At 38.6% G+C, this 24,433-nt stretch carries 16 protein-coding genes; 10 read left to right on the top strand and 6 right to left on the bottom strand.

All coding sequences use genetic code 11. The features are described 5' to 3' along the window. The first annotated feature begins 26 nt into the window (after nucleotides 1-26). The 5 genes from ASF92_RS19420 to ASF92_RS19435 all read left to right on the top strand — a co-directional run bounded on the left by ASF92_RS19420 (nucleotide 27) and on the right by ASF92_RS19435 (nucleotide 8,088). Nucleotides 27-407: a septal ring lytic transglycosylase RlpA family protein gene (locus ASF92_RS19420; protein WP_082489639.1), complete on the top strand. Its 381-nt coding sequence runs from the start codon at nucleotides 27-29 to the stop codon at nucleotides 405-407. Nucleotides 408-858: 451 nt separating this feature from the next. After that, on the top strand, nucleotides 859-1,830 hold the full coding sequence (locus ASF92_RS19425) for a ribonucleoside-diphosphate reductase small subunit (RefSeq protein ID WP_056097474.1): 972 nt from the start codon (nucleotides 859-861) through the stop codon (nucleotides 1,828-1,830). 160 nt (nucleotides 1,831-1,990) lie between these two features. Further along, nucleotides 1,991-4,375, top strand: a complete 2,385-nt coding sequence (locus ASF92_RS19430; RefSeq protein WP_056097353.1) for a ribonucleoside-diphosphate reductase subunit alpha — start codon at nucleotides 1,991-1,993, stop codon at nucleotides 4,373-4,375. Between the two features lie 258 nt (nucleotides 4,376-4,633). Continuing rightward, nucleotides 4,634-4,852, top strand: a complete 219-nt coding sequence (locus ASF92_RS20880; RefSeq protein ID WP_082489647.1) for a cysteine-rich CWC family protein — start codon at nucleotides 4,634-4,636, stop codon at nucleotides 4,850-4,852. Between the two features lie 344 nt (nucleotides 4,853-5,196). Beyond that, nucleotides 5,197-8,088: a DNA gyrase/topoisomerase IV subunit A gene (locus ASF92_RS19435; protein ID WP_056097354.1), complete on the top strand. Its 2,892-nt coding sequence runs from the start codon at nucleotides 5,197-5,199 to the stop codon at nucleotides 8,086-8,088. Nucleotides 8,089-8,342: 254 nt separating this feature from the next. On the opposite strand, the gene ASF92_RS19440 is transcribed toward ASF92_RS19435, so the two are convergent. Next, the gene (locus ASF92_RS19440; RefSeq protein ID WP_056097356.1) at nucleotides 8,343-9,827 is read right to left on the bottom strand and encodes an alpha-amylase; all 1,485 of its coding nucleotides are present in this window, start codon (nucleotides 9,825-9,827) and stop codon (nucleotides 8,343-8,345) included. Nucleotides 9,828-10,037: 210 nt separating this feature from the next. Between ASF92_RS19440 and ASF92_RS19445 the strand changes: the two genes are divergently transcribed. Then, complete coding sequence (locus tag ASF92_RS19445) at nucleotides 10,038-10,685, top strand: XRE family transcriptional regulator (protein WP_157263990.1); 648 nt, start codon at nucleotides 10,038-10,040, stop codon at nucleotides 10,683-10,685. Between the two features lie 843 nt (nucleotides 10,686-11,528). On the opposite strand, the gene ASF92_RS19455 is transcribed toward ASF92_RS19445, so the two are convergent. Next, nucleotides 11,529-11,798 (bottom strand): helix-turn-helix domain-containing protein, encoded by a 270-nt coding sequence (locus ASF92_RS19455; RefSeq protein WP_157263992.1) that lies wholly within the window; start codon nucleotides 11,796-11,798, stop codon nucleotides 11,529-11,531. Between the two features lie 687 nt (nucleotides 11,799-12,485). Here ASF92_RS19455 and ASF92_RS19460 point away from each other — a divergent pair. The 3 genes from ASF92_RS19460 to ASF92_RS19470 are packed head-to-tail and all read left to right on the top strand — an operon-like array spanning nucleotide 12,486 to nucleotide 18,436. After that, nucleotides 12,486-13,811: a thioredoxin family protein gene (locus tag ASF92_RS19460; protein ID WP_056097364.1), complete on the top strand. Its 1,326-nt coding sequence runs from the start codon at nucleotides 12,486-12,488 to the stop codon at nucleotides 13,809-13,811. Nucleotides 13,812-13,827: 16 nt separating this feature from the next. Next, nucleotides 13,828-17,043 carry a SusC/RagA family TonB-linked outer membrane protein gene (locus ASF92_RS19465; protein WP_082489640.1) on the top strand — a complete coding sequence of 1,072 codons (3,216 nt, stop codon included), beginning with the start codon at nucleotides 13,828-13,830 and terminating at the stop codon, nucleotides 17,041-17,043. 22 nt (nucleotides 17,044-17,065) lie between these two features. Continuing rightward, on the top strand, nucleotides 17,066-18,436 hold the full coding sequence (locus tag ASF92_RS19470; protein WP_082489641.1) for a RagB/SusD family nutrient uptake outer membrane protein: 1,371 nt from the start codon (nucleotides 17,066-17,068) through the stop codon (nucleotides 18,434-18,436). Between the two features lie 56 nt (nucleotides 18,437-18,492). On the opposite strand, the gene ASF92_RS19475 is transcribed toward ASF92_RS19470, so the two are convergent. Together ASF92_RS19475 and ASF92_RS19480 are read right to left on the bottom strand one after the other, a co-directional pair. After that, a complete protein-coding gene (locus ASF92_RS19475; RefSeq protein ID WP_056097369.1) occupies nucleotides 18,493-18,744 on the bottom strand; it encodes a hypothetical protein in 252 nt (83 codons plus the stop codon). 113 nt (nucleotides 18,745-18,857) lie between these two features. Then, a complete protein-coding gene (locus ASF92_RS19480; protein ID WP_056097371.1) occupies nucleotides 18,858-19,280 on the bottom strand; it encodes a MauE/DoxX family redox-associated membrane protein in 423 nt (140 codons plus the stop codon). Nucleotides 19,281-19,385: 105 nt separating this feature from the next. Between ASF92_RS19480 and ASF92_RS19485 the strand changes: the two genes are divergently transcribed. Continuing rightward, nucleotides 19,386-22,382 carry a lantibiotic dehydratase gene (locus ASF92_RS19485; protein ID WP_197413338.1) on the top strand — a complete coding sequence of 999 codons (2,997 nt, stop codon included), beginning with the start codon at nucleotides 19,386-19,388 and terminating at the stop codon, nucleotides 22,380-22,382. On the opposite strand, the gene ASF92_RS19490 is transcribed toward ASF92_RS19485, so the two are convergent. Continuing rightward, nucleotides 22,379-23,116, bottom strand: a complete 738-nt coding sequence (locus ASF92_RS19490) for a LytTR family DNA-binding domain-containing protein (RefSeq protein WP_056097374.1) — start codon at nucleotides 23,114-23,116, stop codon at nucleotides 22,379-22,381. The two genes, ASF92_RS19485 and ASF92_RS19490, sit on opposite strands and share 4 nt — an antisense overlap. Continuing rightward, nucleotides 23,113-24,105 carry a sensor histidine kinase gene (locus ASF92_RS19495; RefSeq protein WP_056097376.1) on the bottom strand — a complete coding sequence of 331 codons (993 nt, stop codon included), beginning with the start codon at nucleotides 24,103-24,105 and terminating at the stop codon, nucleotides 23,113-23,115. Before ASF92_RS19495 ends, ASF92_RS19490 begins: the two co-directional genes overlap by 4 nt. Between the last annotated feature and the right edge of the window lie 328 nt (nucleotides 24,106-24,433).

Genomic DNA, 24,433 nt, shown 5'->3' on the forward strand with positions numbered 1-24,433 from the left:
CAGGCTCGATAAAGAAATTTTAGCCTATGAAGTATTTTCTGTTATTAAGTTTTTGTTTCCTGTTTTTACAAGGTAAAGCGCAGAAATCTGGTTCATCAAACGAGCCGGATAGTATAAAAAAAACAGTTCTAGCAACTTATTACCACAGAAAATTCGAAGGCCGCCGAACGACGAGCGGCGCTAAATACAGAGCTAAAAAATTTACAGCTGCCCACCGTACTTTACCCTTCGGTACGATGATTACGGTTACTAATCCAAACAATGGGAAATCTGTAATCGTCAAGGTAAATGATAGGGGACCATTCTCTAAAAAGTTAGCTATAGATTTATCAGAGCGCGCTGCAAAACAGATTGGTATTTATTCCAAAGGGGTCGCGAGCGTTGAGCTCAGTTATACATTAGAGTAGTATAAATAAGACTGAATTGCGGAGTTGTTTTAACGCTTTATTTAAGTTATTAACACTTTAATTGATTCATTAAACCCTTAAAAAGAAATGATTAGCTTTTTTTTCGCCCGAAAATGATATTTAGCTGATGCATTTATCCACCAGAATACCGGTAGTGTTAACAACTTTGATCGAAGAAAAAGGGCTGTGGTATATATATTTGTTATAACAAAGTTCTTTAACTTCTTGCGCTTTAAAACACGTACAAAAGCTTAATTTTTAGGAATTTACAAACGCATTGCTCTATTGCTTATTTTGTATTTACCTAACTGAAAAAGTTGTTTGCAAGGCGGCGGGGTTAGCACTTTCACAACAAGAGTTTTGATAAAAGACATTACAATCATCATATAAAATTGGTGGATGCGTGGATTTGTCGGCTCTGTTTATAATGAAGAATAAAAAACATCAGCATATGGAACAAGAATTACTACTTCAAGAAAACAAGGACCGATTTGTGCTTTTACCCATTAAATATCCAAAGATATGGGAGATGTACAAGAAAACCGAAGCTAGTTTTTGGACTGCGGAAGAAATTGATCTTTCTGATGACCAAAAGCACTGGGATAATTTAAACGACGGCGAAAGACATTTCATATCTCATATTCTTGCTTTCTTCTCGGCCAGTGACGGTATTGTGAATGAAAACCTGGCTGTAAACTTTATGAGTGAAGTTCAATTGCCGGAAGCGCGTTGTTTCTATGGTTTCCAGATTATGATGGAAAACATTCATGCCGAAACATACGCTTTATTAATTGATACTTATATCAAAGATCCTGAAGAAAAAGATCGTTTATTTCATGCCATCGACACCGTTCCGGCAGTAAAAAGAAAAGCAGAATGGGCTTTACGATGGATCGAAAACGGAACTTTTGCGGAGCGTTTAGTTGCATTTGCAGCTGTTGAAGGTATTTTCTTCAGCGGAAGCTTCTGTTCCATTTTCTGGTTAAAAAAGCGCGGTTTAATGCCAGGATTAACCTTCAGTAATGAGTTAATCTCAAGAGATGAAGGTTCTCACTGCGAATTTGCGTGCTTATTATACAGCATGTTGAGCAATAAACTAAGTGAAGAGCAAGTTCATGGTATCATCAGTGATGCGGTGGAAATTGAAAAGGAATTTGTTACAGACGCCTTACCAGTTGCACTGATTGGTATGAATGCCAAGTTAATGAGCCAGTACATCGAGTTTGTAGCGGACAGATGGTTACAGGAACTGGGCTACAAAAAGATATACAATGCAACCAATCCCTTCGATTTTATGGAAATGATTTCATTGCAAGGAAAAACAAATTTCTTCGAGAAACGTGTTGGTGATTATCAAAAAAGTGGTGTGTTAACCTCAGCTGATAATAACAAACAAGCGTTTTCTTTAGATGAAGACTTTTAAGAAAAGCTTAAAGCAAAAAGACTAAAGCAGAAAGCCTGGTAGCGCGATACGGAAGCCTTGATACCTGATACCCGCTACTAAATAAACAAAATTATAACGCGAAAGATTAAGTCTTGATACTTGATACCCGCTACTTGATACTAAAAAAATCTCATAAATTATGTTCGTACTAAAAAGAGATGGCCGCAAAGAGGCGGTGCAATTTGACAAAATCACAGCCCGCATTCAAAAGTTGTGCTATAGTTTAAATTCAGACCTTGTAGACCCGATCGATGTTGCCAAAAAGGTAATTGAAGGTTTATATGATGGTGTAACGACTTCAGAGTTGGACAATCTTGCTGCAGAAACAGCTGCATCCTTAACAACTAAGCATCCTGATTATGCTTTGTTAGCATCGCGCATTGCCGTATCCAACTTACATAAAAACACAACCAAGTCTTTCTCGGGTACGATGAAGATGTTGTACGAATATTTTGATCCGAAAGCTCAAAAAGCAGCGCCGCTTATCGCTGATGATGTTTATGAAATTATAGAAAAAAACAAGGATATTTTAGATAGTTCCATCATTTACGACCGCGATTTCGGCTTCGATTATTTTGGGTTTAAAACGCTTGAAAAATCTTATTTGCTAAAAGTTAACGGTCAGATAGTAGAACGTCCGCAGCATTTGTTCATGCGTGTTTCTGTTGGTATCCACAAAGAAGATATTGAAAGTGCAATTAAAACGTACAACTTAATGAGCGAGCGTTGGTTTACACACGCTACGCCAACTTTGTTCAATGCGGCTACGCCAAAACCGCAAATGTCATCCTGCTTTTTGTTAACCATGCAAGACGACAGTATTGAGGGTATTTATGATACTTTAAAGCAAACCGCTAAAATCTCACAAAGCGCCGGAGGTATTGGTTTGAGCATTCATAATATCCGTGCAACAGGCTCATATATTGGTGGTACAAATGGTACAAGTAACGGTATTATTCCAATGTTGCGTGTATTTAACGATACTGCCCGCTATGTAGATCAGGGTGGTGGTAAACGTAAAGGTGCTTTCGCAATCTATTTAGAGCCTTGGCATGCCGATGTTTTCGAATTCTTAGACCTGCGTAAAAACCATGGTAAAGAAGAAATGCGTGCCCGTGATTTATTTTATGCCCTTTGGATTAACGATTTGTTTATGCAACGTGTTAAAGATAATGGCGAGTGGACCTTATTCTGCCCGCACGAAGCACCAGGTTTAGCAGATTGCTTCGGTAAAGAATTTGAAGATTTGTATACCAAATATGAAGCTGAAGGCCGTGGACGTAAAACCATTAAAGCACAGGAACTTTGGTTTGCCATTTTAGATTCTCAAATTGAAACTGGTACACCTTATATGTTGTTTAAAGACGCAGCGAACAGCAAATCTAACCAACAAAATTTAGGTACAATTAAAAGTTCTAACTTATGTACAGAGATTATCGAGTACACATCTAAAGATGAAGTTGCAGTTTGTAACTTAGCCTCATTAGCATTGCCTCGTTTCGTAATCAATGGCCAATTCGATCACCAGAAATTATATGATGTAACTTATCAGGCTACTTTAAACCTGAATAAAATTATCGACCATAACTATTATCCTGTTCAGGAAGCTGAAAATTCAAATATGCGTCATAGACCAGTCGGTTTGGGTGTGCAAGGTTTGGCTGATGCATTTATCTTATTGCGTTTACCTTTCGAAAGTGATGAGGCAAAACGTTTAAACAAAGATATATTCGAAACGATTTATTTCGCGTCGATGACTGCATCTCATGATTTGGCTGTGAAAAATGGTCCTTACCAAACTTTCAAAGGTTCGCCATTATCGAAAGGCCAGTTCCAGTTTGATTTATGGAATGTAACACCAGATAGCGGAAGATGGGATTGGGATTCGTTACGTAAGAAAGTAGTTAAAGATGGGGTGTACAACTCCCTATTAGTTGCACCAATGCCAACTGCATCTACTTCTCAAATCCTGGGCAACAACGAATGTTTCGAGCCATATACTTCCAATATTTACACGCGTCGTGTATTAAGCGGAGAATTTGTGGTTGTAAACAAACACTTATTGAAAGATTTAGTATCCTTAGGTTTATGGAACAACGATATGAAAAATCAAATCATATTGGCTAACGGTTCAATTCAGGGTATCGCAGCAATTCCTGATTATATTAAAGAGCTATATAAAACAGTTTGGGAGATTAAGATGCGTAACATCATCGATATGGCTGCAGACCGTGGTGCATACATATGCCAGTCGCAATCGTTAAACTTGTTTGTAAATGCGCCAAATACTTCAAAATTAACTTCAATGCACTTCTATGCATGGGAGAAAGGTTTGAAAACCGGTATGTATTACTTACGTACCCAGGCAGCATCGCAAGCGGTTAAATTCACCGTTGAAAACCAGGGTGGTAAAGCCATTGAAGCGGTTATTCCAGCTGAAATGACTCAAGACCAGGTTGCAGAAGAAATCGTTGACGGACCAGTTTGTTCAATGGAAGAAGGCTGTATCAGCTGTTCAGGTTAAAAGTGGATTAATGGTTCATTAGCCATTGGTTCAATAGTTCATTTGTTAAGTTGTATAGAATATGCGCCAAACACCAATGAACTAATGACCATTGAACCGATGAACATTGCAAAGCAATAAAATAGATAAGGTTTTGGGCGAACGCTCAAAACCTTATTTTTTGTCCTTACTTTTGTTTTTAGTTCAATAGTTCATTAGTAAATAGGTTCATTAGTTATTAAGGCGCCAAATACCAATGAACGAATGACCAGTGAACCAATGAACACTCATAAACATAGTAAGCATGAAATCATTCCCTGCGAAAGATGTGGAACGGCTATAGAATGCAAGGCTAATTCTTACACCAAATGCCAGTGTAGCGTCGTACAACTCAGCATCAATGAGGTACAGTACATTTCAGAACTGTACGACGGTTGCTTGTGTGCCAAGTGCCTTTTCGAATTGCAACAAGAATACCGGGAAGAAATTGGCCAATAATTTCAGGGTGTAAGCATAACATATTTGTGAGAAGATTTGAAATCGCAATGGCTGTATACTAATGTTGCCGATTAATTTTTAAAGAAATAGCAGTTTAAAAACAACACAAGAACTTCTTTTTAATAGCCCTGGCGGACGCGTAAAGCCCACAGCGCAGCGAGGAATGCCGCAAAAAACAGGACGGAATTGGCCAAGCACCAGAATGAATACGCTTCAAATAATAATTAAATGTGTCGGTTTAAGGTGCTTTGGTCCGGAAATATCTTCATTATGAATGTGAATAACCTCCCTTCATTCTGTGGAATCATTTTTATTATATTTACTGCTGCCAATTTTTGTAATAGATGAGTGAAGAATTAAACCAAAACCTAAACGAAGAACACAAACACACCATAACGCCAATTAATGGTTTATATGAAAACTGGTTTCTAGATTATGCTTCATACGTAATTCTGGATCGTGCTGTTCCGCATATTCATGACGGATTAAAGCCTGTTCAGCGGCGTATTATGCATTCGTTGAAGGAAATGGATGACGGACGTTTCAATAAGGCAGCAAACGTAATTGGTAATACAATGAAGTACCACCCGCATGGTGATGCCTCTATTGGCGATGCGATGGTTCAGATTGGACAGAAAGATTTACTTATTGACATGCAAGGTAACTGGGGCGATCCAATTACCGGTGATAGCGCTGCGGCGCCACGTTACATCGAAGCCCGCCTATCAAAATTTGCCAATGAGGTTGTTTTCAATCCCGACACTACAGAATGGCAGTTAAGTTATGATGGACGTAACAATGAGCCCATCACTTTACCCGTAAAATTCCCCCTGCTGCTGGCACAGGGGGCGGAAGGCATCGCAGTTGGTTTGGCTACGAAAGTAATGCCACACAATTTTATCGAACTCTTAGATGCATCTATTGAGGCACTGAAAGGTACCCGTCCAAATATTTTTCCAGATTTCTTTACTGGCGGCATGGCCGATTTCTCAAATTATAACGAGGGACAGCGTGGTGGAAAGATTCGTGTTCGTGCAAAAATTACAGAAAAAGACAAAAAGACGCTTGTAATTACCGAAGTGCCTTACAGCACGACAACGAGCTCAGTTATCGACAGTATTCTGGCTGCCAATGATAAGGGCAAAATCAAAATCAAGAAAATTGAAGACAGCACGGCAGCACATGTGGAAATTATTGTGCATCTGGCGCCAGGTATTTCGCCTGACGTAACTATTGATGCACTTTATGCCTTTACGGCTTGCGAGGTTTCTATTTCTCCAAATACCTGTATCATTCAGGATGATAAACCACACTTTTTAAGTGTAAATGACATCCTGATTGAAAATACAAAACACACCAAGCGTTTATTAAAAAAGGAGCTGGAGATTCGCCTGCATGAATTGCAGGAAAAGATTTTTTTCAGTTCGCTGCTAAAAATATTTATTCAGGAGGGAATGTATAAAAATCCTGAATATGAAAATTCCAGCAATTTCGATACTGTTGTGGAGGTTTTACACTTGTTGTTCGACCCTTTTAAACCGTCACTTTACCGCGAAATTTTACCAGAGGATTTCAAAAAGCTAATCGATAAGCCGATGAGTAGCATCACACGTTTTGATGTGAAAAAGGCCGATGAGCAAATGAAGAACCTGGAAGATGAAATAAAGGTAGTTAAAAACCATCTCAAGCATTTGACGGATTACGCCATCGCCTGGTTTCAAAGACTTAAAGATAAATACGGAAAAGGAAGGGAGCGTAAAACCGAAATTCGCTTATTTGATAAAGTTGAGGCGTCGAAAGTTGCCTTGGCGAATGTAAAATTGTACATGAATCGGGATGACGGTTTCATTGGAACTGGTTTGCGTAAAGATGAATTTATTGCCGATTGCTCAGATATTGATGAGGTTATTGTTTTCCGTGAGGATGGAAAATGTATCATTACCAAAGTTGCCGATAAAACATTCGTGGGCAAGGGAATAATCCATGCGCAGGTTTTCAAGAAAAATGATGAACGGACCATTTATAATATGGTTTATAAAGATGGTTCTTCGGGCACATCGTATATTAAGCGTTTTGCAGTTGTTGGTGTAACCCGCGATAAAGAATATGATTTGACAAAAGGTTCGAAAGGGTCTAAAGTTTTATATTTTACGGCCAATCCGAATGGGGAGGCTGAAATAGTAAATGTAGCTTTAAAACCGCATTCCAAACTGCGAAAACTTCAGTTCGACCAGGATTTTGCCGAGGTGGCTATTAAAGGTAGAGGATCACAAGGGAATATAATTTCGAAATATCCGGTTAAAAAAATATTATTGAAGAGTAAAGGTGTCTCAACCTTATCGGGCCTTAAAATCTGGTACGACGATTTGCTGAAACGTTTGAATGTTGATGGCAGAGGAAAATACCTTGGTGAATTTGACGGTGATGATAGAATTCTTCAGGTTCATAAAGACGGTTATTATGAATTAAGTTCATTTGAGTTGAGTAATCATTTTGATGACGGACTAATTTTAATTCAGAAATTTGAACCTGAAAAAGTATTTGCTGCTGTTCATTTTGATGGTAAGGCCCAGAACTACTTTATCAAACGTTTCGTTTTTGAGTTACAGCCGAATGGGAAAAAAGTTATTTTCATCAGCGAAGAACAGAAATCAAGATTACTGTATTTAACAGCAAATCCGACTGCAAAAGTCATAGTCGATGTGTTGAAAGGCAAAACGCAAATACCTGAAACATTGGATTTGGTTTTATCTGAATTGATTGATGTAAAAGGTTTAAAAGCCAACGGTAATCGTTTAGCGCCACATGATGTACAGAAAGTGGTATTGGAAGAACCCGAAGTTGAAGAATTTGAGGGAAATGAAGACGGCGAAAACGAAACTTCGAATGAAGAACAACATTTAGAGGTGGATGAAAATGTGGAGCATACAATTTTAGAAGAAATAAGACTTGAGCAGTCAGAAGAAGAACCTGCTAAAGAAAATTTAAAACCAAAATTCGAACGCAATTCAGCGCCTAAGGTTATTGAGCAACCCGCCCTTGCCGAAATGCCGGCTTTAGAAACGCCGACGCCCGAAGAATTTGTTGCGGTACCGACGTCAACTTCTGATAAAAAGGAGAATTCAAAGCCGATTGAAAAGCCAGAAGAGGATAAGCCGATTAAGAAAGTGGATTTTGAAATAACCAATCCGGATGACATTGATATCGACGATAAAGGGCAGTTAGGTTTATTTTAATTTTCTCTCTTATTAGCTTACTTAACAGCGTCAATTTATTCTCCTGTAGGGATAGATGAACCTATTGGGTTTTTAAAGTCAATCACGGTCATTCCAATATAACTGGGAATCCAAATGCCATTAAAAATGCTTTAAGATTCCGCCTGCGCGGGAACGAAGGTGGAAGCGAATAAAATTCTGAATCAAAGCTAAATTTTACTTGATATAGCGTCTGTTGTAATTGTTCTTGGTTGAATGAAAGATTTGTGGACGTATTAATCTGCAGTATACGCAGATACTGATCCAGCCGAACAATAAAAAGTGCCCCATCCTTCATCACTAATAGGTACTTCTTGTTCGATGTTACCTAGCCGGTCTCTAAATATTTTACCTGCGAATTTTTTCCCTATCTCCATATCTTTAATACCATCGTCTCCATTAGAAAGTATCACTGCAATTCCAGAACCGCCTTTCTCCTGAATACCACCAACCGTCCATCCAACACAATTAGGGTGATCGAAATAATCTCGCTGTTCGCCATAAACGTTATTTTTTCGCAGGCCTAACATGGTTTGGATTTGAGCTACTGGTTCCAGAAAGATTTCATGTTCTGATCCATCATTTCCTTTATCGCAATAGCTTGCCCCATATAAGTCAGGATAAAATATGCAAGGATAGCCAGTTGTCCTTAATAATATTAAAGCGTAGGCGATAGATCGAAACCAATATTCTACAGTTTGTTCAAGCGATTGAAGGGGTTGGGTATCGTGATTTTCTACCAATGTAACTGCTAATTCCGGTTTCACCTGAACCAGCGTACCTTCAAAAATTTTGGTTAGGTCAAAGCCATTACCTTGTTTAGAAGCGATAGAGAAATTATTTTGAAGGCAAGCATCAAAAAGCGACATCCTTTCACCTGTAGCCTCTATATATTTAAGCATATCATCAAGTTTTCCTGGCGACCAATATTCACCCACAGTAAAAAGTTCTTTGCCTGTAACTGAACGCATATGGTCGAGCCAATCTTTATAAAAGCCTGGTGGCATATGCTTAATCGCGTCTAACCGGAATCCATCGAAGTTTAATGTATTATGAAACCATTCTCCCCATTTTTTAAGTTCCTCCGTGACACTTGGATTTCTAAAATCTATATCAGAAAGCATCAGGTAATCATAATTGCCATTTTCGGTATCAAGAACATCCTGCCATGCATCTCCGTACTGATTCTGAATGCTATATATCGCAGATTCTCCGGTAGCTTCGTCGAAATCTACACCTGTAAAACATTGAAAATCCCATTCAAAATTCGAATATTTGCCATTCCTTCCCGGGAATTTAAATTTCGTGTAAGCGCTGATTTCAAAAACTTCAGAAATGAACTCAAGCCGGTTTTGCGGATTTACTTTTCTAGCTGGAATTTTTTCCGTCTCATCAGCACCGCCCAGGTGGTTTAAAACAATGTCCATATAAACCTGGAGTCCTGCCTGCTTCGCCGACTTAATTGCATCAATCAATTCTTCTTTACTGCCATATTTGGTTATAACAGAACCTTTTTGGTCGAACTCTCCTAAGTCATAATGATCATATACATCGTAGCCTGGAGACTGCTTTCCATCCATACCTTTGTATGCGGGAGGTAGCCATAAGGTGTCGATTCCAAAAGCCTTAATCTGTGTAGCTTCTGCATTCATTTTTTTCCACAAACTCCCATCAGCTGGATAATACCACTGAAAGTATTGCAACATTGTAAAATTTTCCATCTGGTTATCTTAATATTATTTTCAGGCCTTCAATTAGAGCTGGCATGATCCCGGATTTTTCTATTCCTTGACAAATAATAATTGATAATGTTTGCAGGAATGCTTACATTAATTGATAAGAGAATATAATTTGTGTTTGTAGTCTTAGTTTTTTAGCATTTTATTATCTTGCATATTCATTATAATTAGTCTTACTTATAAACATTTTTGATGACTGAAATTGAACGGTTGAGAATTATTATGGAACGGTTGAATTTTAAGACACAAAAAAAATTTGCCGCCAGCCTCAATCTCAAGGAAGGTTCTCTGTCTGATATTTTACGAGGCCGCATCGGCATATCAAATGCGGTTAAAGACCGTTTATTTTTAAAATTTAATATTAATCTCGAATGGCTTGAAAAAGGCATGGGCGAACCCATTTTGAAAAAGGGTCCGGTAGTTTCCGAAACGAAAGAAGGCGTACCCTATTTTGACATCAGTATTTCAGATATGGACACCTTACTGCTGGAGGAGGAGAAAGCAGATTATTTCGTGAACTACAAGCCATTTAATGATTGTACCGCTTACCTTCCAGTATACGGTGACAGTATGTACCCAAAATATGCTTCAGGTGAAATTATAGCGGTAAGGGAAGTAACCAACCTGGAAGTTCTACAGTGGGGCGAAGCTTATGTCGTAATGGCCAATGAAAAATCCAACAATCTTCGGAGCATAAAACTCGTGTTTGAACACAGTAACAAAGACAAACTTATTTTGAGATCGTCTAACCCCAACTTTAAAGGCGATACTATAATAGACAAATCCAGCATAACTGGGTTGTATATAATTAAAGGAAAGATTACAAGGAATTTGATTTAATTCATACAAGACGGCTTAACTACCCCGTCGTAAACGCAACAAATTTGTTTCAAATGCCATAATTGCGATGCATCCATAATGTATTGCCGCGCTAGAACAAACAATTTAATAATAAGTTAAGTTAGTAATACAGGTACTTACTGGCAATGGTTAATTTAAATTAAAACAAGCGCATTATGAAAAACATAAAAAAGTTGGAACAAAAGTTTATAGATAAACTTAGGCAATATCAAGGTGTTAAATCCAAGCCTGTTTTATCGAAAAAATATTTTTCTGAACTTATGAAGACTTTTATAGAATCTTACAGGAAAATTTATATTAGAAAAACAAATGTAAACAATTTGTAGAGTTCAAATTACTCGTGTATTTTGGGATATTCAAAATAAAGTTGAACCAAAACTACATGCAATGTAATCATCGGTTATCATCTTCTATCCTTTTCTCAATTTGGATTATCAGGGCACTCTTGGCCATGTCATAAGTTTCCGGGGTGGAAAAGCCATCTATTATTTGCCGAAGTTCATATTTGTCGGCATGACCAAGGTCCTCTAATTTTCTAACGTATTTATAAGAGTCCATATCTCCAAATCCTCTTAAATGTTTTACTTTTCTTAGGAAGGCAGACAGTTCTGTCTTTGACTTATTCATCATTGAGTAACAATGAAAGTATGTTTAAGTTTACAAAAAACACTAAAAATGAACTATTTTGGTTCGGCATTAGAGTAACTTAAAGGTAGTGAGAAGGTTATGAAAAAAGACTGCATAATTGAAATTACAGATTAAAGCATTGGAATTGTTCACATGCATTGAATCCTGTGCTTATCTTTTCCAATGTTTACTTCGTTATGGTTTCATAATTTCAAACACACTTACATTTAAGGCTTCACATACTTCAAGTAAAGTCGAATACATGTAATCTCTTCTGGCGTTCTCAATCCTGCTAATCTGTTCTCTGTTCACACTACATTTATTTGCCAATTGCAGTTGAGTCAATTTTTGAGCATTGCGTAGTTTTTTCACATTTATACCAATCGTCTTATAATGCTCCTCAAACTTTTTCTTCATACCGAAAAGTCCGATATTTCGAATTTTTATAAGTGTCAGTATTGACACATATAAAAATTATTTCTATATTTATTAAAGTTTTATAAAAGCGGACTACAAATCATATAATAAAATCTAGTAGTCTCTCTATCGACACAATTAAATTACATGATAACCCATCAGCTGTACAAAATCATTATGCAAACCACTTTATCATTTATACGGATACTTATTATTTAGATACAATGGAAATTAAAATTAATGCTACCTCAAAATTTATTTACACACTCAGAAATTTCACAAGGAAATCTCCTGTAAATTCTATTTCTCTTCAAAATCCAATTAAAAATATAATCAAAGCACCGGATTGAATTCCAAATGGCAGAAGGCATAATTATATCGCAATGTCCGGCTGCTTATATCTTGCTGTAATGGTTTAAAAATAAGTCTTATCTCAACATTCAGGAATATGAGGTTTCCGATTCAGAAACATACCTAATTCACTGAAGCACTTAATTACAATGGAGAAGTTGAAGTTGTTCTAATAGAACTCCCGATGCTCAACTGTGGCGCTATGCAGATTTTTACGTATCGATTTATTTAAAAAATTAATGGGTAATTGGCTTAAAGCATACTGCTGCAATTGATTTTTCTGAATGCTTTGCAACTCTGAAGGAAGACAAAATTAAGAGACTTATTTAACTGAAGCGCATTACAGTGTAATTTATCATTTTCTCACGTTTAAACTAGATTAAAATGAAGCTAAAATTAAGCTTCCTGCTACTGCTATGCTCTTTTTTTAGGGTACAGTCGCAGGTTACAAAAGTGCAGACCACTGATCCTACTTTATTTAGCGGCGGAATCAATGTTGGTCAGGAGGTACCCGACATGCTTTTAGAAAAGGTTACCTGGCTGCGGGCCAAAGATAAGAATACATCAGCAAAATCACTTTCTGAATTTAAGGGAAAGGTGTTAATTCTTGATTTCTGGGCGACATGGTGTGCGCCTTGCATCGCGATGAATCCAAAGATGGAAGCGCTGCAACAACAATTCGATGGACAAATACAGTTTTTACCAGTGGCTTATCAGTCTTTTGAGGAAGTAAATACCTTTTACAATAAACTGGAAAAGCAAACCGGCAAGTATCCTTTACTTCCGATGGTTGCCGGGGACACTGTTTTAGTACGTCTGTTTCCCCACCAGACTTTACCACATTATGTTTGGATAGGAGCTGATGGAATTGTAAAGGCCATTACCGATGGGCAGGCTATAAATGCCGAAAATATCAACAAACTGGTGACTACAGGAACGTTGAATTTAAGAATAAAAAAGGATGAGAAAACGGTTTACAATCCTGATGAACCTTTGTTTTTTGCTGGAGCAAATCAGGACGAAGGACTTTTTCGATCGCAGCTTTCGTGCTATTTGACGGGTGCCGGCCGTGGCATGTACAAGGACGTAGAAGTGCACATGGACGCACCTTTAAGGCGCATAACGGCACGCAACCTCACTATGCCTGAACTTTTTAGACTGGCTTATAGGAAAGAGCGTAAAGAAACCTTGATTGAAGTGCCGGACACCGTGCAGTTGGAGCCGAAAAATATAGCGAGCATGGATTTCCTGGACTGGCTTAGAAAGGGCAAAGCGTATTGTTATGAACTGATGGTTCCTGTGCAATTGAGGAAAAATGCTTATGTCCTGATGCAGGATCAGTTGAAAAGTTTTTTCTCAGATTACCGCATCGGGTTAGAAAAAAGAAAAGTAAAATGCCTTGCACTGGTCCGTACATCCAAAGTAGACAAGCTACGCACATCCGGCGGTAAGCAATCTGCCTACTTCGACGGCTTTGGGTGTAAATTAAGCAGTTGTTATCTATCTGTATTGATCAGCCGAATGCAGGTGCCATTGCAAACAAATCCGTTGCCCTTAGTAAATGAAACAGGCTATGAGTATATGGTCGATTTGGAATTAACAGCTGATATGAGCGACTTGAATAGCGTGAACAAGGCACTGGCGCGCTATGATCTCCAGTTCGTTGAAAAGCAGGCAGATATTGAAATGTTAGTCATCCGCAGCAGATAAACCTTAAACTAAAATCATGAAGAAAATATTATTTTATATGTTTTTGCTATTGCTATATATAATTCCTGTAGCCGCACAGCAAACCACCAGGGAGATCAGCGGAAAAGTTATTTCAGCTGAGGACCGTATTGCGCTTAACGGAGCAACGATTAGGATAAAAAACACGAACCAAACCACATTAACAGACAGTTCAGGGAATTTCCGGTTAATGGCCGGTGTTACAAGTTTATTTCTGCAGGTTTCTCATATCGGTTACCAGAAGGCAGACGTGTTTGTAGATGCGAATAGCAAATCGCTCACAATCATACTGGAAGTTTTACCTGCGCAGTTGTCGGAAGTAATGGTTTCAACAGGATACCAGGTTATACCTGCTGAACGGGCAACAGGCTCCTTTGTACAGATAGACAACAAGTTGCTAAACCGAAGAGTGAGTACGAACTTACTTGAAAGACTGGAAGACGTTACACCGGGTTTGCTCTTTAACAAAGCAAAATCTACGGGAGACAAACTGATTAGTATCCGAGGCCAAAATACCATCTACGGGAATGCCGGACCGCTCATCGTGTTAGATAACTTTCCTTATGATGGAGATATCAGCAGTATTAATCCGAATGACGTGGAAAGTATTTCAGTATTGAAAGATGCAGCTGCTGCTTCCATCTGGGGCTCGCGTGCTGGTAATGGCGTAATTGTAATCACCACCAAAAAAGGCCGTTATAATCAGGGAATTAAAATAGGTTTTAATGCAAATACTACAATTGGCGAAAAACCGGATCTTTTTTATCAACCCAGAATGTCTTCGGCAGATTTCATAAATGTAGAAAGACAATTATTTAAAAAGGGCTTTTATTTGAATGCAGAAAACGGCTATAATAACCCGGCAATAACACCGGTTGTAGAATTGCTTATTGCCCAAAGAGACGGACAAATTAGTGCCGAACAGTCAAATTCTCAGATAGCCAACCTGGCCAATAATGATGTTCGTAACGATTTCAGTAATTATTTCTATCAAAAAAGTATTAACCAGCAATATGCACTCAACTTGAACGGAGGAAATGATATACAACGGTTTTATATCTCCGGTGGCTATGATAACAATCGCAATGACCTGGTGGCGAACGGTCTTGCACGCTATACCCTAAATGCCGGTCAATCTTTATCTTTATTAAATAAAAAACTGGAAGTCAATACCGGTTTTTACTATACGAAAAGTAATACCACAATTGATAACCCAGGCACAAATCTGATTGGTCTTAAGACGGGTAGCGGGGTGTCGCTTTATCCTTATGCAAGTATTGTAGATGCAGCTGGGAATCCATTAGCCATTACACACGATTACAGACAACGCTTTATACAGAGCGCACAGCAATTGGGTCTTTTAGACTGGTCTTACAAACCGTTAGAGGAAATAAGTTTGGGAGATAAAACACAAAATTCGTTGGATTATCGACTGAATATTGGCCTGAATTATAAGATAAGACCCTACCTTTCCATGGCAATATTGTATCAGTATGGACAGACCATTACCAATGGAAGGAATTTTCAAAGCTTAAAAACCTATTACACCAGGAACCTGATTAATAATTTCACTGCAGTTGATTCCGATGGACAATTAGCTTATGCTATCCCGAGGGGATCGGTCCTCGATCTGGATAACATGACCGCAACTAGTCAAAGTGTAAGGGGACAGTTAAATTTTGACCGGCATTGGTTAGATAAGCATAGTCTGACAGCAATAGCCGGTTATGAACTTCGTGACTTTCACACCGTTGCAAATAGTAACCGGTCATACGGTTATGATGATGAACATGCTACCGCATTGCCAGTGGATTACATCACCTTGTTTCCGCAATATGCAATTCAGGGGTCTTCGACAGCGATACCTTATAACAATAGTCTGACCGATCTGACTGACCGGAACATTTCCTATTACGCTAATGCTGCCTACACCTACTTGCAAAGGTATACCATATCGGGTAGTGCGAGGCTCGACCGCAGCAATCTTTTCGGCGTAAAGACCAATCAACAAGGTGTACCCCTGTATTCGGTTGGTGCATCTTGGAACATTGATAAGGCAGATTTTTATAAAATGCAATGGCTGCCTTATCTCAGGCTAAGGGCTACGTATGGTTATAATGGGAACATCAACAAAAGGCTTTCAGCTTTCACAACTGCCCAGTATTTAACAGGTAATCCAATTAATACCGTGTACGCAGAAGTGGTTAATCCGCCAAATCCAGAACTAAGGTGGGAACGCGTGCGGATTGTGAATATCGGATTGGACTTTGCCAGTAAAAATAACGTTATCAGCGGAACTATTGAACCCTATTTTAAAAGAGGAATTGATTTGATAGGCGATATTCCATATGCACCCTCAACAGGGATAACCACCTTTCGCGGTAATACCGCCAATACCCAGGGCAAAGGAATTGACATCACTTTAAATTCACAAAACCTAAGAGGCGTATTAAAATGGCAAACCAATTTCTTCTTTAGCCATGTAACAGATAAAGTGATCGATTACGCACTTAAACAACCGGCAAATTTCTATACCGATTATTCAGATAATGAAGTTTACCCATTGCAGGGCAGGCCTTTCTATGCGCTTTACAGTTACGAATGGGCAGGGCTTGATCCTCAAACAGGTGATCCGAGGGGTTACCTCGACGGGAAAATTAGTAAGGATTATACACAGATATTGGCTTCAGCCACCGCAGATAATATCATTTACCACGGTCCTGCCAGGCCTACTTCTTATGGTGCCATCCGAAACACATTTATTTTTAAGCAATTCTCCCTGTCTGCAAATATTAGTTACCGTTTTGGCTACTATTTCAGGCAACCAGGCATCTCCTACAGTAACGTTCTGTCAGGACAGGGGTATTACGAGGGACGCTACAGCGAACGTTGGCAAAAGCCTGGTGATGAGCTGGCAACTACTATTCCTTCGATGCCCGACGTCATCAATAATGGGAGGGACAGCTTTTACAATTATTCTTCTGCAACAGTACAGAAAGCCGATAACATCCGGTTACAGGATATAAATCTGTCTTATGAATTTAATAAGAATTCATTTCCTGGCTTTCCATTCGGCAAGCTTCAGGTATATCTATATGCCAATAACGTTGCCATTCTTTGGAAAGCGACAAAAACACATTTTGACCCTGATTATCCCGCTGCCAATTACGTACCAGTGAAAACAATTGCAGCAGGTATTAAAGCTGATTTTTAAATAATTAAACAAAATTATAGTTATGAAAAAAATATTTTCTATATCAATTTTTATCATGATAAGTCTATCTTTTTATTCCTGCCAGAAAGAATTCTTAGCTAAGAAACCCAATAAAAATGTACTCATTCCAACGACGCTGGAAGATTTCAATGCATTAATGGACAACCAAACAATCTTCAATATAAGCCCTGCATTGCAGGAGATTTCTGCGGATGATTTCCAGGCTACAGATGCTGGGGTCGCTTCTTTCACATCAGTTATGCAGAATAACAGCTATATCTGGGCCGCGGATATTTATGGAAATGAACCTTGTCCGGACTGGAATGTTCCCTATCAGCAGGTTTTTTATGCCAACATTATTTTAGATGGTTTGGGGACAGTTGAACAGGCCGCCAGCTCAGCAATTAGCTGGAATGCAGTGAAAGGAAGTGCTCTTTTTTATCGTGCTATTGCATTTTACAACTTGGTACAACTCTTTTCTAAAGGTTACGATAAAAATTCGGCTAATACAGATTTGGGAATTCCGCTTCGGCTTACCGCTGATGTTAATCAAAAAGTTGGCCGCGGAACGGTACAGCAAGTATACGATAGGGTCATAAATGATTTGCAGGAGGCTGAAAGACTATTGCCAGTACAAACGGCCTTTAAAAGCCGCCCATCTAAAGTTGCAGCGAATGCCTTACTTGCCAGGATTTATCTAAGCATGGAGAATTATGAGCTGGCTAAGAATTACGCAGGATCTGCTTTAGCACTCAACCATGTGCTGCTTGATTACAATAAGTTAAGCATTACTGCAACGAACCCCTTCCCATATGCACCTGTATTCGATAATCCGGAGATCATTTTTTTTGACAGATTGATTTCTCATGGCTTTGCCTCATCTACCAGAACAACTGTTGCGAACGATCTATATCAATCCTATGCGGACAAAGATTTACGGAAAAGCATCTTTTTTGCCGGAACCGGACCATATTATATAAAAGGTCGTTACACTGGCTTCAGGTTGCAATTGTTTGGTGGTTTGGCTGTAGATGAAATGTACCTGATTCTGGCAGAGTGTATGGCAAGGAGTGGAAATTTCCAGGATGCTATAAATGAATTAAATAAGTTATTGGTTACCCGCTGGAAATCGGGCACTTATATTCCTTTAATCGCAGCAAATGCGGATGAAGCTTTAAACTATATTTTAATGGAAAGGCGAAAGGAGCTGACCTTTCGTGGGCTGCGCTGGACGGATTTGAAAAGGCTGAACAAAGATCAAAAGTTTGCGAAGCAGCTATCGCGTACGGTATATGGAGTTGTTTATACACTTGCACCGGGCGACAAGCGCTATGTGCTGCCGATTCCAGCTCAGGAAATTGCAACGAGCGGGATATTACAGAATGAAAGGTGACCCAAAAAGCAACCGGCTAACGCCGGCTGCTGGTTTAAATCAGACAGTTGAGAAGATTATTGTACAAAATTACCAAGCTCCTGTGAAATGTAATTGTCTGGATTGGTGTTCGGATCTTGTCCGGCAGGATAAGTACGAGTACATACGTTGGAAGACGCATTACAAATGTAAGCGCCGGTAACCGGCGTGTAGGTAGTACCTTCTTTTCCCCATTTTACATTTGCAATTTTTTGAGTAGAGGAAGCTAAAGCAGCACCTGAACCCAAGAAAAAGGCAACAACTGCAAAGTTTAATTTGATCCTTTTCATAATAACGAATGCTTTATTACATCAAAAAACATTCAGAAAAACTTTAATTAATAATGATGCTTACTCTTTTCGCAGGTTTTCAGCTTTCCCCTGTTTTTCGATGAAGAATATGGTTACCTCGTCTGCCTCCTTTCAGAAATTCGGAGGTATAGAGCGGTGAGATTTAGTATTAAGAAGACGCAATTAAATATCAGATGGGTTGTCCAGCCCATTTCGTTTAGAATGCCCCCGCAGGAACAAGGCGTCCTGTCCCAGTAATGAAGCATGACGAGTGCGATATAAGTTGTGAATGCCAATAAAAGTAAGGATGAAAATAGTAAACCGATAAACTGGGTGCGGTCGAAGCATAAAAGTAGAGCAGTGACAATTTCTGCAGGTATGAGAAAATAAAATAAGAACCCGGCCAGCTCATGCGAGAAGGCCTGGTTGTAAAGCTGCTGCCTGAAATCGTTAAACGTTATCAGCTTACTAAATGCAGCATAAACAAATAGTAAAACAAGCAATGCGGGAACAGACGATTTTATTAATGCTTTCATTATATGCGATTTGATGAAACAAAGTAATGGGTAATAGTAAAATCAAAACAGTATGAAATAGGTAGTATACCCTTTTGAGCGAAGCAGATGAACGAAGACCAATCAATGAATTATCAATTTTTGCCGCAGGTTTTTTTGCGTGCACCTTATTACAGCTTTAGCGGATATGATCTCAATCGCTTGCCTGACGTATTACACGAACAGGCATTCAGGAATGCAGTATGGCTGGCAAGTCCGGAATTTTATCTCTTACTGGAAAAGAAGAATTTTGATTTTGAACAATTAAAGGACAAAGAGAAACACACGCTCTATAAATATTATAACCGCATGTGTTTCAGGCCAACGCCATTTGGCAGTTTTGCTTCTTTTACTTTGACAGAATGGGGAAACGACACAGGGTTGAAGCTGGCAAATAACGATGAAGCAATTTTACATCTTTTGCCTGATCAACAATTGTTTAACAGCTTGCAAAAAACTTCAGATAGTATACTCCAGTCGACCAGGTTAATGGTTAACCCAACTTTGTACCGTTTCGAAAACGAATTTCGCTATACTAAATCAATTGTCGGTGAAAAAGGAGGCTATTCTTTTTTCCTGGAAGCCATTTCAGGCGCTAAGTTTAATGCAGCTTTGTTTACGTTTTTAGGGATAAAAAAAAATCGTTTAAGCAATGTGATAGAATGGATAAAGATCCATGGAGACTGTACAGATGATGAAGCCTTAGACTATGTGAGATTTCTTTTAAATGAACAAGTGATTTTCAGCGATGTCTATGGTAGTATAATTGGTCCACCTATTTCGGAACTTCCAAATCTGCCCCGCTGGATGGAGTTTTGGGAAATTTATCATTCAGTAACCACGCCTACATCTATTTCGCTTGCCGAAATTTCGGCAGAATTAAAACGCAATTTTTCTGCCCAAACTGATTTGAACAATACACAATCATTTTATGCAGCATTGGAACGACCTGCTGAACATGGTAGTATTGATGTGTCTGTACAAAACGAACTTTCTAAAGCAGTGGAGGTTTTGCAGCTATTGTCTGTATACGAGCAACCGAAAGATTTTTCGCATTTTGTTAGCGAGTTTCGCGCCCGTTTCGATCGCGAAAAAGTTCCGTTTCTCCTAGCGCTGGATCCGGATGCGGGTTTGCCTTATGGAAATGTGGAGGCTTCAAATCCCAATCCTGGTGTTTTGGATGATCTGGTTTTTCCAAAAATTGTTTCTGAAAATAACCAGGTTAGTTGGAACGCTGTGCAACAGTTGCTTTTCCGATTATGGATAGGAAATACGCTTCGCGACCCTTGGTCAACCTTAGAGATTAGTGAGGAAAATGTCTTTGAGCTGCGCAACGTTAATGATGGTGTTTTGCCACTTCCACAATCACAGGCACTTATGTACAGAAATACTGGAGAACATTTGATTATTGAAAGTTCTGGTGGCACTAACGGGATTTCACTCATCGGGCGTTTTTCCAGCTTCAGTGAACAAGTTTATGAGTGTTGCCTTAAATTAGCGGATCTGGAGACCAAAGCCAACCCAAGTGTTGTTTTTGCAGATATTGGACAACTTTCAGATGCACATGTTGATAACATAAATCGCCGGAGGCCGGTGTATCCCTACGAGATACCAATAAATGTTTACCCGACACAGCCGCAGGAGAACCTGATTTTTCCTGCTGACTTACTGCTTTCCTTTCAAGGAGATGAGCTAATATTAGAGTCGTCAAGGCTAGGTAAACGAGTCATTCCCCGGTTAACAACTGCTTATAATTTCAGGAATAATCAGTTGCCTGTGTTTAGGTTACTTTGCGACATGCAATTCCAGGGCATAAAAGCCGGATTTTCATTTGATCTTGAAAATTTTTTTCCAGGCCTGACATTTTACCCGCGCGTATCTTACGGGCGGGTGGTATTGAGCCTGGCCAAGTGGAAGTTTAAAGCGCATGAATTAAGTTTACTTTCCCGAAATGAATCGCCGACAACGACATTACATGAATTTCGCAGGACTTATCACATGCCCAGACACATCAGCATAGGTTCAAACGATCAGCAACTCGTTTTTGACCTGGCAATTGCCAATGAGGCTAAGTTTTTTTTGCAGTGTATTAGCGGAGTCAAAAATCTGACCATTACGGAATACATGTTGCCCGATCGCTCCGTTCAGATCGGTAAAAAGCCAACATCGGGACAAATAATTGCCTTTTTAGCACATAACCGAAACACATATCCAGCCATAAAGCCTGTTACAAAGGTGCCTCTGCGTATTAAAGGCCGCAGTTTTATGATCGGTAGTGACTGGCTTTATATAAAAATATTCTGTATACCACGGGCGTCCGATACAATTCTTGCAAAAGTGATTTTTCCGTTCCTCTCAAGCGAACGTAAACGAATAAAAAACTGGTTCTTTATCAGGTATAATGAAAAAGGCTATCACTTGCGCTTACGGATTCAGGCAGAACAAAACGACTTGGGTATTTTATTAGTCGCCCTGAGAAAGAAAATGGAATCTGGTGGCCACCATAAACTTATTAGAAATTACCAGGGAGATACTTATCAAAGGGAAATTGAAAGATACGGTCATCAACTTATTAATGATGTTGAGCATTTCTTTCGGGCAGGAAGCGAGCTGGTTGTATGGGCTATACATGCCAGACAGGCCGATAAGCAGGTATGGGATGAATTTGAATTGGCTATGCTTTCTGCAAACCAGATAATTTCGGGCATGTTACCAGAGTATGAACAACGTTTGATTTTTATCAGCGAAGTTGTAGAAAGTTTTCTTATTGAATTTAATACAGATAAAGTTTTTAAAATAGCAATTGATAACAAATACCGTAAGTTGAAAGGCATCATCGCTGACCTACTTGGGAAGAAAGTAAGACTGAAAGCATTTACATTGTTTATGAAAGAAATTGAAGAGATAAATAAACTTACAGCACAATATTTACCGGCTGAAAAATCTGCTCTTTTAGCCGACCTGGTACATATGCAATTGAATCGTACATTTTCTATAAAACAGCGGCAACAGGAATTACTTGTTTATTATTGCCTTCAAAAATATCTGATTTCCTGTATGGCACGAACAAAGCCAATTAACTAATCTATGTGACGTTCCCTTTTGCTAATGATTGTGTTGCGCTGAATTTTTTCGCGAAATGCAGCCCGGAAAGTGCCACCTATAGGTAGGTTAAGCTGTTCAGAAAGCCTTACCTGTGCGTATTCTACCGATCGTATAACTGAATGATTGATAATAAAAGATTGGTGAATTCTTGAGAAATTTTGTTCAGGCAGCTTGGATAGAATTTCCGAAAGGGTTAGGTAAGTAGCGAACTTTTCCTTATCGGTGTGGATGTAGATATAGTTGCCTATGTTTTCTATATATCGGATGTTGGAAATTGTTATCCTGTTAAACTGTCCTTTAATATTACTTTTTACGAAAAAGTATGCACTGGCAGCATTATCCGGCAATTGACCGGGGAAATTTGACCTTACTTTGGTAACCGCTTTCATAAACCGGAGGTAGTTAATCGGTTTAAGGAGGTAGTCCACAGCATTTTTTTCAAAGGCTTCGGGCGCATATTCACGAAAGGACGTGATAAAAATGATGCGGCTTTCAGGACCAAGAAGGTCAGCAACATCCAAACCGTTAAGCTGTGGCATGTCAACGTCAAGAAAAATAAGTGCTGGGAAGGGTTTGTTGCAAAATTCTTCTATCGCTAAAAGTGGGTTGGTTGCTGTTCCAGAAAGTTCCAGTCCGGGTGTTTGGTTAACGTATTTTACAAGTACCTCTATGGAATGTGGTTCGTCGTCAATAATGTAACAGCTTAGGCTCATAGATTTAATGTTAAAGTGAGTTCATAAAATTCTTCCGGCTCTGTAATGTCCAGTTTGTAATTACAAGCATAAGTCGCATTTAATCTTATATGTACATTTTGGATGCCAAGTGCTTGTTGACTACGGGGATGTTTGTTCTTTGATTTCTTAAGATTGCGGCTGAAAAAAACCAATTTGCCGGCCTCATCAATTGTTATGTTTAATATTGCCGGTTGGGCTGCTTCTGTAAGATTTCCATGCTTAAAAATATTTTCTGTAAGTGTTAACAAGATAAGTGGAATAATTTGAAAATTGCCGAAATTGCCTTGCATATTTGAAGAAATATATAGCGGTTTTTCAAAGCGATAACGGTTAAGTGCCAACATATTTTCGATTTGTTCTACCTCGCGAGCGAGATTAATTTTGCCATTGTAATCAGGTTCTTCCATACTGAAGCGCATTATTTCGGCTAATAGCCAAATAACATGTGCGGCATCGTCAGAATATTTTTGTGCACTGCTATAAACGAAATTCAATGTGTTAAAAAGAAGGTGGGGCTTAATTTGTTGTTGCAAATAAGCATTGCGGGATTTAGTAAGTTGTGTTTCTAGTTCCGCTTTTCCTTTTTCGGCAATCAGCTGCAGTTTCTCCGCTTCTTGTGTTTGTCTTCGGAAATGCGAAATATGGCCAGCAGACCAAAAAAAGGTCGCTAACGAAGTAAAATATAGGCTTCTGAAAATGTTACGTTGCAGAAATCCCTGAGCATATATGTATATATTATCTACATTAAATCGCTGGTTGTTTAAAATATAATCAGCCAGGCTTTTGATAATAAGGTATAAAATTATTAGTAATGCAAATAAAATAATTCCTTTAATATACTGAATACTTAAATTATTGAAAGTTAGGTTTAATATCGAAATAAGGGCATAGAAAAAGCTAATGTTTATAGTGTAATAGACTATATAAATGTGGGGAGTTTCTAATTTTCCAACAGCTATGTAAACCATTAATAATTCACAACTAATAAAAAGAGCCCAGCATATTAGATGAAGCAAAAATACTTTTTTCAATATTTTTTTGAAATTTATTGAATCACTCATCATTATAGTTATTTAGCCTTCAAGATACTCGAAATTTGTAATAAAGGTGTCCAGAAATAACCGTATTCGTAATTTAATAAAAAAATATAAATCATGATCAAAACAACCAAACTTCCACAAAAAAAAGTCCAAACCCTTAATCATTATGACAATGTTAAAATAGGGAAAAATGAAACCGATACTACAAGTATCACTATGAGTACAATTACAAGCACGCATATTTTTAATAAATAAG

Source organism: Pedobacter sp. Leaf176 (assembly GCF_001424305.1).
In the GTDB taxonomy this organism is placed as follows: Bacteria; Bacteroidota; Bacteroidia; order Sphingobacteriales; family Sphingobacteriaceae; genus Pedobacter.

What these genes read in the sequence shown, in the direction of transcription:
- ASF92_RS19420 (WP_082489639.1), top strand. Translation starts at nt 27, where the DNA reads ATGAAGTATTTTCTGTTATTAAGTTTTTGTTTCCTGTTTTTACAAGGT.
- ASF92_RS19425 (WP_056097474.1), top strand. Translation starts at nt 859, where the DNA reads ATGGAACAAGAATTACTACTTCAAGAAAACAAGGACCGATTTGTGCTT.
- ASF92_RS19430 (WP_056097353.1), top strand. Translation starts at nt 1,991, where the DNA reads ATGTTCGTACTAAAAAGAGATGGCCGCAAAGAGGCGGTGCAATTTGAC.
- ASF92_RS20880 (WP_082489647.1), top strand. Translation starts at nt 4,634, where the DNA reads ATGAACACTCATAAACATAGTAAGCATGAAATCATTCCCTGCGAAAGA.
- ASF92_RS19435 (WP_056097354.1), top strand. Translation starts at nt 5,197, where the DNA reads ATGAGTGAAGAATTAAACCAAAACCTAAACGAAGAACACAAACACACC.
- ASF92_RS19440 (WP_056097356.1), bottom strand. Translation starts at nt 9,827, where the DNA reads ATGGAAAATTTTACAATGTTGCAATACTTTCAGTGGTATTATCCAGCT.
- ASF92_RS19445 (WP_157263990.1), top strand. Translation starts at nt 10,038, where the DNA reads ATGACTGAAATTGAACGGTTGAGAATTATTATGGAACGGTTGAATTTT.
- ASF92_RS19460 (WP_056097364.1), top strand. Translation starts at nt 12,486, where the DNA reads ATGAAGCTAAAATTAAGCTTCCTGCTACTGCTATGCTCTTTTTTTAGG.
- ASF92_RS19465 (WP_082489640.1), top strand. Translation starts at nt 13,828, where the DNA reads ATGAAGAAAATATTATTTTATATGTTTTTGCTATTGCTATATATAATT.
- ASF92_RS19470 (WP_082489641.1), top strand. Translation starts at nt 17,066, where the DNA reads ATGAAAAAAATATTTTCTATATCAATTTTTATCATGATAAGTCTATCT.
- ASF92_RS19475 (WP_056097369.1), bottom strand. Translation starts at nt 18,744, where the DNA reads ATGAAAAGGATCAAATTAAACTTTGCAGTTGTTGCCTTTTTCTTGGGT.
- ASF92_RS19480 (WP_056097371.1), bottom strand. Translation starts at nt 19,280, where the DNA reads ATGAAAGCATTAATAAAATCGTCTGTTCCCGCATTGCTTGTTTTACTA.
- ASF92_RS19485 (WP_197413338.1), top strand. Translation starts at nt 19,386, where the DNA reads ATGAATTATCAATTTTTGCCGCAGGTTTTTTTGCGTGCACCTTATTAC.
- ASF92_RS19490 (WP_056097374.1), bottom strand. Translation starts at nt 23,116, where the DNA reads ATGAGCCTAAGCTGTTACATTATTGACGACGAACCACATTCCATAGAG.
- ASF92_RS19495 (WP_056097376.1), bottom strand. Translation starts at nt 24,105, where the DNA reads ATGGTTTACATAGCTGTTGGAAAATTAGAAACTCCCCACATTTATATA.